At 63.4% G+C, this 14,516-nt stretch carries 16 protein-coding genes; 11 read left to right on the forward strand and 5 right to left on the reverse strand.

Annotated elements, in window-relative coordinates; translation table 11 throughout:
- Positions 1-17 precede the first annotated feature (17 nt).
- The 3 genes from mtaB to ACQ5BM_RS19570 form a co-directional block, all read right to left on the reverse strand.
- A complete protein-coding gene (mtaB, locus tag ACQ5BM_RS19560) occupies positions 18-1,292 on the reverse strand; it encodes a tRNA (N(6)-L-threonylcarbamoyladenosine(37)-C(2))-methylthiotransferase MtaB (protein WP_429814711.1) in 1,275 nt (424 codons plus the stop codon).
- A complete protein-coding gene (gene dapF / locus ACQ5BM_RS19565) occupies positions 1,289-2,200 on the reverse strand; it encodes a diaminopimelate epimerase (RefSeq protein ID WP_429814713.1) in 912 nt (303 codons plus the stop codon). The genes mtaB and dapF overlap by 4 nt, the downstream gene beginning before the upstream one ends.
- Before the next feature lie 92 nt (positions 2,201-2,292).
- Positions 2,293-3,309: an MBL fold metallo-hydrolase gene (locus ACQ5BM_RS19570; RefSeq protein WP_429814716.1), complete on the reverse strand. Its 1,017-nt coding sequence runs from the start codon at positions 3,307-3,309 to the stop codon at positions 2,293-2,295.
- A gap of 115 nt (positions 3,310-3,424) precedes the next feature.
- Between ACQ5BM_RS19570 and ACQ5BM_RS19575 the strand changes: the two genes are divergently transcribed.
- The 6 genes from ACQ5BM_RS19575 (at position 3,425) to trmD (ending at position 7,895) form a co-directional block, all read left to right on the forward strand.
- Positions 3,425-3,907 carry a MarR family winged helix-turn-helix transcriptional regulator gene (locus tag ACQ5BM_RS19575; RefSeq protein WP_429814718.1) on the forward strand — a complete coding sequence of 161 codons (483 nt, stop codon included), beginning with the start codon at positions 3,425-3,427 and terminating at the stop codon, positions 3,905-3,907.
- A gap of 256 nt (positions 3,908-4,163) precedes the next feature.
- Entirely contained in the window at positions 4,164-5,720 is a 1,557-nt protein-coding gene (gene ffh / locus ACQ5BM_RS19580) for a signal recognition particle protein (RefSeq protein WP_429814721.1), read from the forward strand.
- A 13-nt stretch (positions 5,721-5,733) separates the two neighbouring features.
- Positions 5,734-6,069 carry a chorismate mutase gene (locus tag ACQ5BM_RS19585; protein ID WP_065374094.1) on the forward strand — a complete coding sequence of 112 codons (336 nt, stop codon included), beginning with the start codon at positions 5,734-5,736 and terminating at the stop codon, positions 6,067-6,069.
- A 37-nt stretch (positions 6,070-6,106) separates the two neighbouring features.
- Positions 6,107-6,481 carry a 30S ribosomal protein S16 gene (gene rpsP, locus ACQ5BM_RS19590; protein WP_429814724.1) on the forward strand — a complete coding sequence of 125 codons (375 nt, stop codon included), beginning with the start codon at positions 6,107-6,109 and terminating at the stop codon, positions 6,479-6,481.
- A gap of 146 nt (positions 6,482-6,627) precedes the next feature.
- Positions 6,628-7,191 (forward strand): ribosome maturation factor RimM, encoded by a 564-nt coding sequence (gene rimM, locus ACQ5BM_RS19595; RefSeq protein ID WP_429814727.1) that lies wholly within the window; start codon positions 6,628-6,630, stop codon positions 7,189-7,191.
- Between the two features lie 11 nt (positions 7,192-7,202).
- Entirely contained in the window at positions 7,203-7,895 is a 693-nt protein-coding gene (gene trmD, locus ACQ5BM_RS19600; RefSeq protein WP_429814730.1) for a tRNA (guanosine(37)-N1)-methyltransferase TrmD, read from the forward strand.
- Here the strand turns inward: trmD and ACQ5BM_RS19605 are convergent.
- Positions 7,877-8,623: a sulfite exporter TauE/SafE family protein gene (locus ACQ5BM_RS19605; RefSeq protein ID WP_429814733.1), complete on the reverse strand. Its 747-nt coding sequence runs from the start codon at positions 8,621-8,623 to the stop codon at positions 7,877-7,879. The genes trmD and ACQ5BM_RS19605 overlap by 19 nt on opposite strands.
- A gap of 326 nt (positions 8,624-8,949) precedes the next feature.
- Here ACQ5BM_RS19605 and rplS point away from each other — a divergent pair, with 326 nt between their 5' ends.
- The 5 genes from rplS to ACQ5BM_RS19630 all read left to right on the forward strand — a co-directional run bounded on the left by rplS (position 8,950) and on the right by ACQ5BM_RS19630 (position 13,753).
- Positions 8,950-9,468 (forward strand): 50S ribosomal protein L19, encoded by a 519-nt coding sequence (rplS, locus tag ACQ5BM_RS19610; protein ID WP_043625625.1) that lies wholly within the window; start codon positions 8,950-8,952, stop codon positions 9,466-9,468.
- 225 nt (positions 9,469-9,693) lie between these two features.
- Positions 9,694-10,503, forward strand: coding sequence for a basic amino acid ABC transporter substrate-binding protein (locus ACQ5BM_RS19615; RefSeq protein WP_429814736.1), 810 nt, complete (start codon positions 9,694-9,696; stop codon positions 10,501-10,503).
- A 29-nt stretch (positions 10,504-10,532) separates the two neighbouring features.
- Entirely contained in the window at positions 10,533-11,330 is a 798-nt protein-coding gene (locus ACQ5BM_RS19620) for an amino acid ABC transporter permease (protein WP_429815222.1), read from the forward strand.
- 244 nt (positions 11,331-11,574) lie between these two features.
- Positions 11,575-12,984 (forward strand): 3-isopropylmalate dehydratase large subunit, encoded by a 1,410-nt coding sequence (gene leuC, locus ACQ5BM_RS19625; protein WP_429814739.1) that lies wholly within the window; start codon positions 11,575-11,577, stop codon positions 12,982-12,984.
- 232 nt (positions 12,985-13,216) lie between these two features.
- The gene (locus ACQ5BM_RS19630) at positions 13,217-13,753 is read left to right on the forward strand and encodes a SixA phosphatase family protein (protein ID WP_429814742.1); all 537 of its coding nucleotides are present in this window, start codon (positions 13,217-13,219) and stop codon (positions 13,751-13,753) included.
- A gap of 118 nt (positions 13,754-13,871) precedes the next feature.
- Here the strand turns inward: ACQ5BM_RS19630 and ACQ5BM_RS19635 are convergent, their stop codons facing one another.
- The gene (locus tag ACQ5BM_RS19635) at positions 13,872-14,420 is read right to left on the reverse strand and encodes a L,D-transpeptidase family protein (RefSeq protein ID WP_429814745.1); all 549 of its coding nucleotides are present in this window, start codon (positions 14,418-14,420) and stop codon (positions 13,872-13,874) included.
- Positions 14,421-14,516: the final 96 nt, after the last annotated feature.

Raw genomic sequence — 14,516 nt, forward strand, 5'->3', positions numbered from 1 at the left:
CAGGAATTCCGCATAAATCAGGCCGCAGCCATCTGTTTTATCTGCATCGTCAGATGCTTGCCATTGTGGCCGGTGATCGTGACCGGGACAAGCGCGCGGGCTTTCAGGCCGGCGGCGTCGACGAGCGTGAAGTTTTCGGTGTGGGCGAGCCCGTTGTTCTCGACCAGGATCGTCTGCTCGCTGCCGACCATGCCTTCGAGATGCTGCGCGTAAAGCGCTGCGCCGACGGTGCGCAGGCGGGCGGCGCGATCCTTGACGAGCGCTCGATCGAGCTGCGGCATGCGTGCGGCCGGCGTGCCCGGACGCGGGCTATAGGGAAAAACGTGCAGATGCGCGATGCCGCAATCCTCGGCGAGCTTCGCGGCATTCTCGAACATCTCCTCGGTCTCCGTCGGGAAACCCGCGATCATGTCGGCGCCGAGACTGATCCCGGGGCGCAAGCGCCGGACCTGATCGGCGAAGGCGCGGGCATCGGCGCTCGAATGCCGGCGTTTCATGCGCTTCAGGATCAGGTCGTCGCCATGCTGCAGCGACAGGTGCAGATGCGGCATGAAGCGCGCCTCGTCGGCGATCAGGTCGAAGAGATGCTTGTCAGCCTCGATGCCGTCGATCGAGGAGAGCCGCAGGCGGCGGATGTCGGGCACCTGTTTCAGAAGCGTCTTTGCAAGCAGGCCGAGCGTCGGCGTGCCCGGCAGGTCGGCGCCGTAGCTGGTGGCGTCCACGCCGGTCAGCACGATCTCGCAGTAGCCGGTTTCGACGAGCTTGCGCGCCTGGTCGACGACGGCGCCCATCGGTACGGAGCGGGAATTGCCGCGGCCATAGGGGATGATGCAGAAGGTGCAGCGATGGTCGCAGCCGTTCTGCACCTGGATGAAGGCGCGCACGTGACCATCGATGTGCTTGACCATCTGCGGTGCCGTGGCGCGCACGCTCATGATGTCGTTGACGCGCAGCTTTTCTTCCGCCGAGACGCCGAAATCGGGCAGGGCGCGATAGGAGGCGCTCTTGAGTTTTTCCTCGTTGCCGAGCACGGCGTCGACCTCGGCCATTCCAGCAAAGGTCTCCTTTTCCGTCTGCGCAGCGCAACCGGTGACGATGATGCGGGCATGCGGGTTGTCGCGGCGCGCGCGACGGATCGCCTGGCGCGCCTGGCGTACCGCCTCGCCGGTGACGGCGCAGGTGTTGACGAGGATGGCGTTGTTCAGCCCCGCCTTCTCGGCTTCCGCCCGCATCACTTCGGATTCGTAAGTATTGAGGCGGCAGCCGAAGGTTATGACCTCGACGCCGCTCAAAGCGCCTGCGCTCCGCTGGCCTCGGCTCCCTCGCGCTGCCAGGTGCCGGTGGTGGGGTTCAGCGTACCGGACCATTCCCATTCGGCAGGTCCGGTCATGATCACATGATCGTCGCGCTCGCGCCATTCGATCGTCAGCTTGGCCGGGGCCGGGGCGGAGGAGACGTCGATCGTGACCTTGCGGCCGGTGCGACCCGTGCGTGCGGCGCTGACGGCTGCAGCGCAGGCTGCCGAGCCGCAGGCAAGCGTCAGCCCGGCGCCCCGTTCCCAGGTGCGGGTGCGCAGCGACGCGGGCGAAAGCACCTGTGCCAGCGTGATGTTGGCGCGCTCGGGAAACATCGGATGGTTTTCAAGCAGCGGACCGAAGCGATCGAGATCGAAGGACATCGGATCCTTGTCGACCCAGAAGACCGCGTGCGGATTGCCCATCGACATGGCCGAGGGCGAATGCAGGACCGGATTGTCGATGGGGCCGATCTGCAATTCGATGCGGCTCGTATCGGCGAACTCCTCGGCAAGCGGGATCCTGTTCCAGGCAAAGACCGGCTTGCCCATATCGACCGATATCGTGCCGTCCTCATGCTCCGCGGCATTCAGGATGCCGGCGACGGTCTGGAAGGTGAACGCCTTCTTGCCGGTTTCGGCGGCAAGCGCCTGGACGACGCAGCGCGTGCCGTTGCCGCAGGCCTGGGCCATGGAGCCGTCGCAATTGACGATGTCGATCCAGGCGTCGGTGCCGGCGGCCTTCGGGTCGTGGATCGCCATGATCTGATCGAAGGCCGTTGCCGGGTCGGCATTGAGCGCGATCGCGGCTGCGGGCGTCACGCGATCCTTCCGACCGCGCATGTCGACGACGAGGATCTTGTTTCCAAGCCCGTTCATTCTGGCGAATTGCACGTTGTCGGTCATGTGGCGATGGTCCAAACCGGCCCGCATCAAGCGAGGCACCCTTCATTCGGGCTGTATATGGCGGAAAAGCCCGGAAATTACCAGTGCCGCCTTCATTCCCCGGCGGATGCGGCGGCAGGCACGTCGAAGACCTCGCCGGGACGAAGCGGCCGGAAACGGGAGCGGGCGATGCCGGCCGCATCGAGCGCCCGTTCCAGCGCCAGTCGCGGCTCGTCGACGCCCTCGTCGGTCAGGCGGAACGTGCCCCAATGGTGGCCGGCGACGTGGGCGGCGGCACAATCGATCATGCCGCGTACCGCTTCTTCCGGGTTCTGGTGCTGGTCCTGCATGAACCAGCGCGGTTCGTAGGAACCGAAGGGCAGGTTGGCGAGACGGAAAGCGCCGTGTTTTTCGCGGGCGGCGCGATAATTTGTGCCGCCGTGAAAGCCGGTGTCGCCGACATGGTAGATCTTGCCTGCCGGCGTCTCCAGGACGAAGGCGGCCCAGAGCGCCATGCGCCGATCGCGTGAGCCGCGGGCCGACCAGTGGTGGCAGGGCTCCGCGTGGATCACGATGTCATCGCCGCAATCGACCCGATCGTGCCAGTCGACCACCGTTACCTCGGCATCGGGAACGGCGTGGCGGATGATCGTGTCGTTCCCGAGCGGAGTGATGATCCTGGGCGTGTGCTCTTCGTGAAGCGCGGCCAGCGTTTCGACATCGAGATGGTCGTAATGGTTGTGGGTGACCAGCACGATGTCGATCGGCGGCAGATCGTCGAGCTCGATGCCGGGGGCATTGCGGCGCTGCGGGCCGGCGAAGGCGAAGGGGCTGGCGCGATGCGCCCAGACGGGGTCGGTAAGAATGTTCACGCCGTGCACCTGGATAAGCAGTGTCGCGTGGCCGACCATCGTCACGCGCAGGCGTTCGCCTTCGACGCTGAGTTCGGGCTTCACCTGCGCGAACGGACTTGGATTGTGCGCCGGCCAGCGGACCTTGCCGCCGCCGAACTGCCAGCGCAGCAGGTCCGCCATGCCCTTGGGCGGCTTGCCGCCGGGATTGAAGAAGCGGGTTCCGTCAAAATGATCGGAGACGGGGCCTCGATAATATGGATTGGGCGTCTTCTTCATCCGGAGCCTTTCGGCATGTCTCGTGACTGAATCAAATGGTACACCGGCGTAGGCGATGGAAGGTCGGGCCTTAATAAATTCTTGAAGACAGCAACTGGATTGCTATCGTGTTCGCATGCTCGTTCGATTCGATCCGCATGAACGCCTCTACAAGACCCTGAAGCTGGTCCGCTCCGTCCATCTCAATATGCAACGCGCGTCGGAGCATATGCTCAATGGGGCCGGCATTTCCGTGGCCGAGCGTGCGGTTCTCGAGCTTTTTTGCGAAATGCAGCTAACCGTGCCGGAGGCGGCGCGACGCCTGTCGATGAAGCGGCAGTTCGTGCTGCGCATCGTCACCGGGCTGATGGACAAGCATTTGCTCGAGAAGCAGCCGAATCCGGAACATCGGCGCGCCTATCTTTGTACCCCGACGGTTGCCGGGCGCGATCTGTTCGAGGAAATCCATCGCCGCGAAGTCGAGATGCTGCACGCCTTGCTTGGCGACATCAACCAGACCGAAGTGGTGGCGGCGCTCAGGGTAATGACGCGGGTCGCGACGGCCTTCGAGCAACTGGCCGGGGAACTGGGCGAAGAGGTCGAGGGCGAGGCGCTTTGAGCCTGAAGCGCCCTCATTGCCCTGCCGTCCTTGACTTTTGCCACGCTTTCCTGTTTATCCGCCGCAATTCCTTCGCAAGCTCAAGTCTTCGAAGCCGCCGACCGGGTCCCGCCAAGGTATAAAGAGAACCCGGAGGTCACCATCCGACAGCGCGTCGCGCCCTCGGGTGGTTTTTGGCTTTGCGCCTTGTTTTCCGCGCGAAGGAACCCACGTTTCCGGCGAGTTGATCGCCACCGGAAACCAGAAGGAAGTAAGAATGTTCGAGAGCCTCCAGGACCGCCTTGGTTCCATATTGAATGGACTGACCGGCCGCGGCGCATTGTCGGAAGCCGATGTTTCCGCCGCGCTCCGCGAGGTTCGCCGTGCGCTGCTCGAAGCCGACGTCGCGCTCGATGTCGTGCGCTCCTTTACTGAAAAGGTTCGCGAGAAGGCCGTCGGCGCCGAGATCCTGAAGTCGATCAAGCCCGGCCAGATGGTCGTCAAGATCGTCCATGACGAGCTCGTCGAGATGCTCGGTTCCGAGGGGGTCACCATCGACCTCAATGCGCCGGCGCCCGTCGTCATCATGATGGTCGGTCTGCAGGGCTCGGGTAAGACGACGACGACAGGCAAGATCGCCAACCGGATGAAGTCGCGGGACAAGAAAAAGGTCCTGATGGCTTCGCTCGACACGCGCCGTCCGGCCGCGCAGGAGCAACTGCGTCAGCTGGGCGTGCAGACCGGCGTCGACACGCTGCCGATCATTGCCGGCCAGTCGCCGACCGATATCGCCGCGCGCGCCGTCCAGGCTGCCAAGCTCGGCGGTCACGACGTCGTCATCCTCGACACTGCCGGCCGTACCCATATCGACGAGCCGCTGATGATCGAGATGGCGGAGATCAAGCGGAAGTCCAATCCGCATGAAATCCTGCTCGTCGCCGATGCGTTGACCGGTCAGGACGCCGTCAACCTCGCCCGCAACTTCGACGAACGCGTCGGCATCACCGGCCTGGTGCTCACCCGCATGGATGGCGACGGCCGCGGCGGCGCGGCGCTCTCGATGCGGGCCGTCACCGGCAAGCCGATCAAGCTCATCGGTGTCGGCGAGAAGATGGGCGAGCTCGAAGAGTTCCATCCCCGCCGCGTCGCCGACCGCATCCTCGGCATGGGTGACATCGTTTCGCTGGTCGAAAAGGCGGCCGAGAACATCGACGCCGAGAAGGCGGCGGCCATGGCCGCCAAGATGGCCAAGGGCAAGTTCGACCTGAACGATCTCGCCGACCAGCTCAAGCAGATGCAGAAGATGGGCGGCATGGGCGGCATCATGGGCCTGATGCCCGGCATGGCCGGCATGAAGGACAAGATGGCTGCGGCCGGTCTCGACGACACGCTCTTCAAGCGTCAGCTCGCGATCATCTCGTCGATGACCAAGGCCGAGCGCACCAATCCGGACCTTCTCAAGCACTCGCGCAAGAAGCGCATCGCCGCCGGTTCCGGCACCGATGCCGCCGACATCAACAAGCTTCTGAAGATGCACCGCCAGATGGCGGACATGATGAAGATGATGGGCGGCAAGGGCAAAGGCGGCATGATGAAGCAGATGATGGGCGGCCTTGCCAACAAGATGGGCCTCGGTGGCGGCGGCATGCCTGACCTGTCGAAGCTCGACCCGAAGCAGCTCGAAGCGCTGCAGAAGCAGGCGGAAGCCGCCGGCCTCAAGCCGGGCGGAATGCCGGGCCTCGGTGGCGGTGGTCTGCCGGGTCTGGGCGGCGCCAAGCTTCCGGGCCTCGGTGGCGGTTTCCCCGGCCTTCCCGGCCTGCCGAAGAAGAAGTGAGGATCGGTAAGAGATGATTGATCCCGAAATCAAACAGGAATTGGCGGGCTACCGGCAGTCGATCGACAACATCGATGCCGCGCTCGTCCACATGCTGGCCGAACGTTTTCGCTGCACCCAGGCAGTCGGCGTTCTCAAGGCCAAGCATGATCTGCCGCCGGCCGACCCGGCGCGCGAAGAATACCAGATCGAACGCCTGCGCCGCCTGGCCAAGGATGCCAATCTGGATCCGGATTTCGCCGAGAAGTTCCTGAACTTCATCATCAAGGAAGTCATCCGGCATCATGAAGCCATCGCCGCCGATCGTTCGCATAACGCGGGCAACGCCGGCACAAACCATTCCGCTTGAACGAAGCGGTCAAGAAAGCCTGCAAGGAGTAACTGAAATGGCACTGAAAATTCGTCTCGCCCGTGGCGGTTCCAAGAAGCGTCCGTACTACCAGATCGTCGTTGCCGACGCCCGCAGCCCGCGCGACGGCCGCTTCCTCGAGAAGATCGGCTCCTGGAACCCGATGCTCGGCAAGGACGACGAAAAGCGCGTCGAGCTCGACGCCGAGCGCGTCGCCCACTGGATCGCCCAGGGCGCTCAGCCGACCGACCGCGTTCTGCGCTTCCTCGACCAGGCTGGCCTGGCAAAGCGTCCGGCTCGCAACAACCCGGCCAAGGCCGTTCCGGGCAAGAAGGCTCAGGAGCGCGCTGCTGAAGCCAAGCAGAAGGCTGAAGAAGCCGCTGCTGCCGCTGCAGAAGCTGCCGCGGAATAATCGCCGGCAAACGGTTCGGAGCGGGATCGGCGGTCTTTCGACCGCATCCCCGCTCCGGCTTGCCGTGACATAAGGAAACGGGTGGCATTTCCATGCCGCCCGTTTTCCGTTATGTGCACCGATATATCCCGAAACGGACGAGGACGATGAGCAAACTCGAAAACCCGGTTCTGATGGCGACGATCGGCGCGGCGCAAGGCTTGCGCGGCGAGGTCAGGGTCAAGTCCTTTACCGACGATCCGACGGCGCTTGGCGACTACGGCAACCTGCACAGTGCCGACGGCCGCGTGTTCGAGGTGCTCGAAATCCGCGAGGCGAAGAACGTCGTCATCGTGCGCTTCCGCGGCGTCAACGACCGCAATGCCGCCGAGGCGCTCAATGGCCTCGAGCTCTTCATCGAGCGGGACAACCTTCCGGACGAGGATCTCGACGAGGACGAGTTTTTCTATGCCGATCTCGAGGGCCTGGAAGCGATCGACGGCAATGGCACCAGCTACGGCAAGGTCAGCGGCGTTTTCGACTTCGGCGCCGGTGATCTCCTGGAGCTGAAGGGTCCGGGCAGGCGTCCGGTGCTGATCCCCTTTACCGAGTGGTCGGTGCTGGAAATCGATCTGGAAGCGGGCAAGCTGCTGGTCGATCCGGTTGCCGCCGGTCTTTCCGACGACAAGGACCAGGATTCGGGCAATCCGTTTTCCGCAAAACGCAAGTGAGCGATGCGGCGATGACCTTTCGTGCGACTGTTCTGACGCTCTATCCCGAAATGTTTCCGGGCCATCTCGGCGTTTCCCTTTCGGGCAAGGCGCTGGAGCGCGGCCAATGGTCGATCGAGGCGGTGCAGATCCGCGATTTTGCCGAGGACAAGCACCGCACCGTCGATGATACGCCGGCGGGCGGTGGTGCCGGCATGGTGCTGAAGCCCGACGTGCTCGCCCGGGCGATCGACCATGTTTCTGAGGGCGATGATCGCCCTCGGCTGCTGATGAGCCCGCGCGGCCGGCCGCTGACGCAGGCGCGGGTGCGCGAACTTGCCGCCGGTCCCGGTGTCGTCATCGTCTGCGGACGCTTTGAAGGCGTCGACCAGCGGGTGATCGATGCCCGCGGCCTCGAAGAGGTTTCGATCGGCGACTATATTCTTTCCGGCGGCGAGCCGGCGGCGCTGACGCTGCTCGATGCCGTGGTGCGCATCCTGCCAGGCGTCATGGGCAACGAGCTTTCGGGTGTTCATGAAAGCTTCGAAGGCGGCCTGCTCGAGCATCCGCATTATACCCGGCCGCAGGTCTTCGAAGGCCGCGAAATCCCGGCGGTGCTGACCTCGGGCAACCACGGCGCGATTGCCAAGTGGCGCGAGGCGGAGGCGAAACGCCTCACCGCCGAGCGCAGGCCCGACCTTCTCGATCAGCTCGTGAAGAAATAATAGGCGGCCAGCAGCAGGCCGACGGCGACGACGAGGGCGCGGATGATCACCTGCGGCACGCGCCTAGCCGCCCAGACGCCGGAGTAACCGCCAAGGGCCGCTCCCGGCACCATGATCGCCGCATGCAGCCAGGAGACGACGCCGCCGGCGGCAAAGACGACGATGGCGATGGCGGCAATCACGATCGAGATGAAGTTCTTGAGGGCGTTCAGCCGGTGGTAGCCGCCACCGGTGGCCAGCCCCAGCACTGCCAGCATCATGATGCCCATGCCGGCGCCGAAGAAGCCGCCATAGACGGAGGTGACGAACTGGGCGCCGATGCCGGCCGGATTGATCGCATGCTCGTCAACGCGCGCCTTGGGCTTCAAGAGCGGCCCGGCGGCGAAGATCGCCGTTGCCGCAAGCAGCAGCCAGGGGACCAGCGCGCGGAAGGAGGCGTTGGAAAGCGAGACGAGTAGCAGCGCGCCGCCCAGGCCGCCGAGCGCCGAGATTACACCGAGCAGCATTGCATAGCGCTTGTCGGCGCGGATCTCCTTGGCATAGGCGAGTGCCGAGGTGATATAGCCCGGGAACTGGATGATCGACGAGGTCGCATTGGCGACGATCGGCGAAAGGCCGCCAAGGGTCATCGCCCCGAAGGTCAGGAACGTTCCGCCGCCGGCGATGGCATTGACGACACCGGACAGGAAGCCGGCCGCAAAAAGCATGAGAACTTCGAAGATATGCATGGTCTCCCCCGACCCACCACGCTCGGGATAGCCGGTGGTTGTGGCGGCCGCAAGTCCGTTGCGTCCGATAATCGCCCGCGCCTATTTGCGGATTTTCTGATAGAATCATCATGTTCGGCGCGGATCGCCGAGAAAATATGGCTTCCGGGGATGACAAGCCGAACCGATTGGTGTATGTGCCGCCCCGGTTCGGGTTCTGTGCCCGTCGACCACAACAAAGAATGGCGAATCCGCTCCTGTCGGTTTCCGGCAAGACCTGAAGGCAAGCCCGACAGGTTCATCGAGAGCGCTCTGGCTGTTTCAGAAGAACTTGAAAGGTTAGACCGATGAACATCATCCAGCAGCTGGAAGCCGAACAGGCCGCCAAGATCGCCGCCAAGCGCACGCTCCCCGAATTCTCCGCAGGCGACACGCTGCGCGTCAACGTCCGCGTTGTCGAAGGCAACCGTACCCGCGTACAGGCCTATGAAGGCGTCTGCATCGCCCGTTCGGGCGGCGGCATCAACGAAAGCTTCACCGTTCGCAAGATCTCCTACGGCGAAGGCGTCGAGCGCGTATTCCCGGTTTACTCTCCGCTCGTCGAGAGCGTCGAAGTGGTTCGCCGCGGTAAGGTTCGCCGCGCCAAGCTCTACTACCTGCGCGACCGTCGCGGCAAGTCGGCTCGTATCGTCGAGAACACCGGCACGCGCGCCCGCAAGCTGAACGAAGCCGAGCGCCAGGCGATTGCCGAGGAAAAAGCACGTATCGAGGCTGAAAAGGTTGCAGCAGCTCAGGCGCTCGCCGCCGAGAAGGCAGCAGCCGAAGCCGCCGAAGCAAAGGCAGCAGCGGAAGCCGCAGCAGAATAAGATTTCAATCCCTACAGCGCCGCGCGTCTTAGACGCGCAAAGGTCGCTGTGGAAAATTGAGTTGCTGCATGTTCTTGTCCCTAAGCCGGTAAGACTTAAGGGAACATGCAGCGGCGGATTGTTGGAAGGGCGGCCTCGGCCGCCTTTCTTTTTTGGTACTATCCGCTTGTCTTTTCGACGGAATTTGTGACATTTTCCGCTGCCACAATTTTCGGGAGCCCTCCAATGACAATCCGTCGCCACGTGCTTGCGGGCATCGCAGCCGCACTTGCCGTTCCTTTCGCATTTTCTGCACCGGCCACTGCCAGCGACCTGCCCGATCTTGGCGGCAAGACGGTCGTCGTCGTCACGGAGAACGCCTACCCGCCGCTGCAGTTCGTGGATCCGAAGACCGGCGAAGCCAAGGGCTGGGAATACGACGCCATGAACGAGATCGCCAAGCGGTTGAATTTCAAGGTCGAATACCAGAACACGAGCTGGGACGCGATGATCCAGGCGGTGCATGACGGCCAGTACCAGATCGGCATGACCGGCATCACCATCAAGGATGACCGCAAGGAGAAGGTCGACTTCTCGGACCCCTATATGCGTTCGCAGCAGTTCATGCTGGTGCGCAGCGACGAAAACCGCTTCAACGACGGCAAGAGCTTCGGCGCCTTTGCCGACGGTCTGGTCGGCGCCCAGCCGGGCACCTCGCCGTTCTACACTGCCGTCTACGAAATGCTTGACGGCAACGAGCAGAACCCGCGCGTCAAGCTGTTCGAGACCTTCGGTGCGACCGTCCAGGCGCTGAAGGCCGGCGACGTCGACGTGGTACTGACCGACAGCGTCGCCGCCAAGGGCTATGTCGATTCCTCCGAAGGCAAGCTCAAGGTCGTCGGTGGCCCGCTCGGCACCGAGGATTTCGGCTTCATCTTCCCGAAGGGCTCGGATCTCGTCGCTCCGGTCAACGCCGCGATCAAGGCATTGAAGGAAGACGGCACATTCGATGCCCTCGATAAGAAGTGGTTCCTCGAATACAAGATGGGCGGCTGACCTGAGTGGCTGCCCCGCAATCTCCTGATATGTCCGGCAAGGGCGACTATCCCTGGTGGTTGGTCGCCCTTCTTGTGATCGCGGTGGCGCTTGCCGCCGTGATCGTCAGCAATGACATCTTTTCCGAAGTTTTCACTGTCGTCTTCAAGGGCCTCGGCGTCACCGTTTTCGTGACCCTCATGGGCTTCGTGCTGGCGACGACGCTCGGCCTCGGTATCGCGCTGATGGCGCTCTCCGAGCACACGGCGCCTCGGCAGATCGCGCGCTTCTATACCGAAGTCATCCGCGGCGTGCCGATCCTGGTTCTGCTGTTCTACATTGCCTTCGTCGGGGCGCCGGCGCTGGTCGTCGCCGCCAATTTCGTCTGCGCGCCATTGATCAGTGCCGGCTGGATGGACCCGGTCGTTGTGCGTGACATCTCGCTGATGTGGCGTGCAATCATCGCCTTGATGATCGGCTATTCCGCCTTCATCGCCGAGGTATTCCGGGCCGGCATCCTTTCGGTCGACAAGGGGCAGGTCGAGGCTGCGAAGGCGCTGGGACTTACGCGCTATCAGCGTTTTCGCCTCGTCATCTTCCCGCAGGCGGTCCGCGTGATCCTGCCGCCGCTCGGCAACGACTTCGTCGCCATGGTCAAGGATTCTTCGCTGGTGTCGGTGCTCGGCGTCGCCGACATCACGCAGATGGGCAAGGTTTACGCCTCCGGCTCCTTCCGCTTCTTCGAGACCTACTCGATCGTCGCCTATGTCTACCTGGTGCTGACCATCGGCCTGTCTCTGGCATTGCGGATGCTGGAGCGGCGGCTGCGACGTGCCGAGCAGCGCTGAGGCCGCTTCCACCGATTGCCGACCTGTCAGAAAATTGATATGAACACGGCCATGGAATCCAAATTCGGATGTCGCGAACAGAAAATCGTCGTGCTGCAGGATCACAAGCGCCTGCCGGCACGTTTCTTTGCGCGCGTCCACGGGGCGCTTACAAGCCGCCTATCCTGATCTCCTGATCAGCGTTCCCGGCCGCCCTGCCGCGCCGGACTCCCCTACCTTTTGAAAACTCGATGGATATACCGCCATGAGCGCACCGCGTACCCTCTATGACAAGATCTGGGACGACCACCTGGTCAACGAACAGGAAGACGGCACCTGTCTTCTCTATATCGATCGTCACCTCGTTCACGAAGTGACGAGCCCGCAGGCCTTCGAAGGCCTGCGCATGGCCGGCCGCCAGGTCCGCGCACCGGAAAAGACGCTCGCCGTTGTCGACCACAACGTTCCGACTTCGGCCGACCGCCATCTCGGCATCAAGAACGAGGAAAGCCGCATCCAGGTCGAGGCGCTCGCCAAGAACGCCGCCGACTTTGGTGTCGAATACTATTCCGAGAACGACAAGCGCCAGGGCATCGTGCACATCGTCGGCCCGGAGCAGGGCTTCACCCTGCCGGGCATGACCATCGTCTGCGGTGACAGCCACACCTCGACGCATGGCGCCTTCGGTTCGCTGGCCCACGGCATCGGCACCTCTGAGGTCGAGCACGTGCTCGCCACCCAGACGCTGATCCAGAAGAAGGCGAAGAATATGCTGGTTCGCGTCGACGGCCAGCTTCCGCCCGGCGTCACCGCCAAGGACATCATTCTCGCGATCATCGGCGAGATCGGCACCGCCGGCGGCACCGGCCACGTCATCGAATTTGCCGGCGAGGCGATCCGCTCGCTGTCGATGGAAGGCCGCATGACCATCTGCAACATGACGATCGAAGGCGGCGCCCGTGCCGGCCTGATCGCGCCCGACGAGACGACGTTTGCCTATATCAAGGACAAGCCGCGCGCCCCAAAGGGCAAGGCCTGGGACATGGCGCTCGACTACTGGAAGACGCTGCACACGGACGAAGGCGCGCATTATGATCGCGTCGTCGTGCTCGACGCCGCCAACCTGCCGCCGATCGTTTCCTGGGGCTCCTCGCCGGAAGACGTCATTTCGGTTCAGGGCATCGTTCCCAATCCGGACGAAATCCAGGAAGAGACCAAGCGGGCCTCCAAGTGGCGCGCGCTCGACTATATGGGCCTGAAGCCGGGCACGAAGATCACCGACATTGCCATCGATCGCGTCTTCATCGGTTCCTGCACCAACGGCCGCATCGAGGACCTGCGGGCGGTCGCCCAGGTCGTCGAAGGCCGCAAGGTCGCCTCGACCGTTTCGGCGATGATCGTTCCAGGCTCCGGCCTCGTGAAGGAACAGGCCGAGGCCGAGGGCCTCGACAAGATCTTCAAGGAAGCCGGTTTCGACTGGCGCGAGCCGGGCTGCTCCATGTGCCTGGCGATGAACGACGACCGGCTGAAGCCCGGCGAGCGTTGCGCGTCGACGTCGAACCGCAACTTCGAAGGTCGCCAGGGCTTCAAGGGCCGCACGCATCTGGTCTCGCCGGCCATGGCAGCCGCCGCGGCGGTGGCGGGCCACTTCGTCGACATCCGCGAATGGAAATAAGCCGGATCTGAGCTTTTCCGGCGCAAATGGCCGCCCTTCGGGGCGGCCTTTTTTGTCTGCGGGCCGCGGTCTTATCGGACGCGCAAAGGTGACTGAGCACTTTGATTTGCTGCATGTCTTTGTCGTTAAACCGAGGTCGATTTAAGGAGACATGCAGCAGGCATTCCGCGCGGCTCGGCGAAATGCGCTAAGCTGTCCACTCGTGACCTGAAGAGCCGTGGGAGGACGATGGATGAGCGACGATCTGCCTGTTCACAACTACTGCCTGATGCTGCTTCGGCATGCCAAGTCCGCCTGGCCGGCGGGCGTCGCCGATATCAATCGCCCACTTGGCGAGCGTGGCCGCAAGGCGGCGCCCCGGATGGGCGACTACATGAAGCAGCATGAGCTCGTGCCGGAACGCGCCCTTGTCTCGACGGCGAAACGTGCACAGGAGACCTGGCAATTGGTGGCGGCGGCTTTGCCGACGGGAATCGCGGTCGAGAATACCCGCGCGATCTACGAAGTGGGGGCGGCCCAGATCCTGAGCGTCCTCCGCGCCACCGATCCGGCCGTCAGGACGCTGCTCGTCGTCGGCCACAATCCCGGTTTGGAGGACCTGGCGTTCCAACTCGTCGGTTCCGGCGATGCGGACTTGCGCATGCGTATGGCGGACAAGTTTCCGACGGCTGCCCTTGCCGTGCTCGAATTCGAAGCAACGGGTTGGCGGGAGCTAGCGCCCGGCGGCGCCAAGCTCCGGCGTTTCGTGACGCCCCGGTCGCTGGCCTGACTGACACTAGCGTGTCGCGATCAGATTCGCTCCTTGCTTTAAGTCTTTGATATTTTGCATGTCGTTATCGCAAAACCGCCGCACACTTTTGCGCGACATGCTTTCGCCCTGGCCGGTATCAGAGAACCTGGATAATGGTGCCGCGCCGCATATGCGGGATCAGCCGCGACATGGCCGGCAGGCTGACCGCGACGCAGCCCTGCGTCGGCTCATAACCCGGCCGGATCAGGTGGAAGAAGATCGCCGAGCCGGCATTTCGCCGGCGAGCGATGAGGTTCCAATCCATCACCAGGCAGATGTCATAGAGCCCGTCCTCGCGCATCATCTCTTCATGGCTCGGCGTGAAAGGTGCCATGACCGGACGATTGTATTGGGCGTGGCCTGACGCGTCGCACCACAGCATGCCCCTGCGCGTGGTCCGCGTCGGCAGCGGCGTCGGCGGCAGGGAGAGCCGATCGCGCCTGACATAACCGCCGATCAGCTTCATTGCGGCGCGGGGGGTGGCGCCGTCACCCTCGCGCTTCAGGCTGGTGATGCCGCTTCGTCCGATCGCCGCCTGCTCGACGCGGCCGTCGAAGCACACCAGTGCCCGCCTTCGATCGCGCGGCGCCGGGCGGACTGTAATGATGGATTTGGCTGGTCTTTTTCCCGACGTTTTCTTGCGCATCATTCTCACGGATTTTTGCATTGCCCGTGATTTGGGGGGCACCATAAGCACGGTTGCGAATATAACGATCTGCTGCATGTCTCCTTAAATCGACCT

It is taken from the genome of Ensifer sp. B1-9, from assembly GCF_050474445.1.
Taxonomy (GTDB): Bacteria; Pseudomonadota; Alphaproteobacteria; order Rhizobiales; family Rhizobiaceae; genus Ensifer.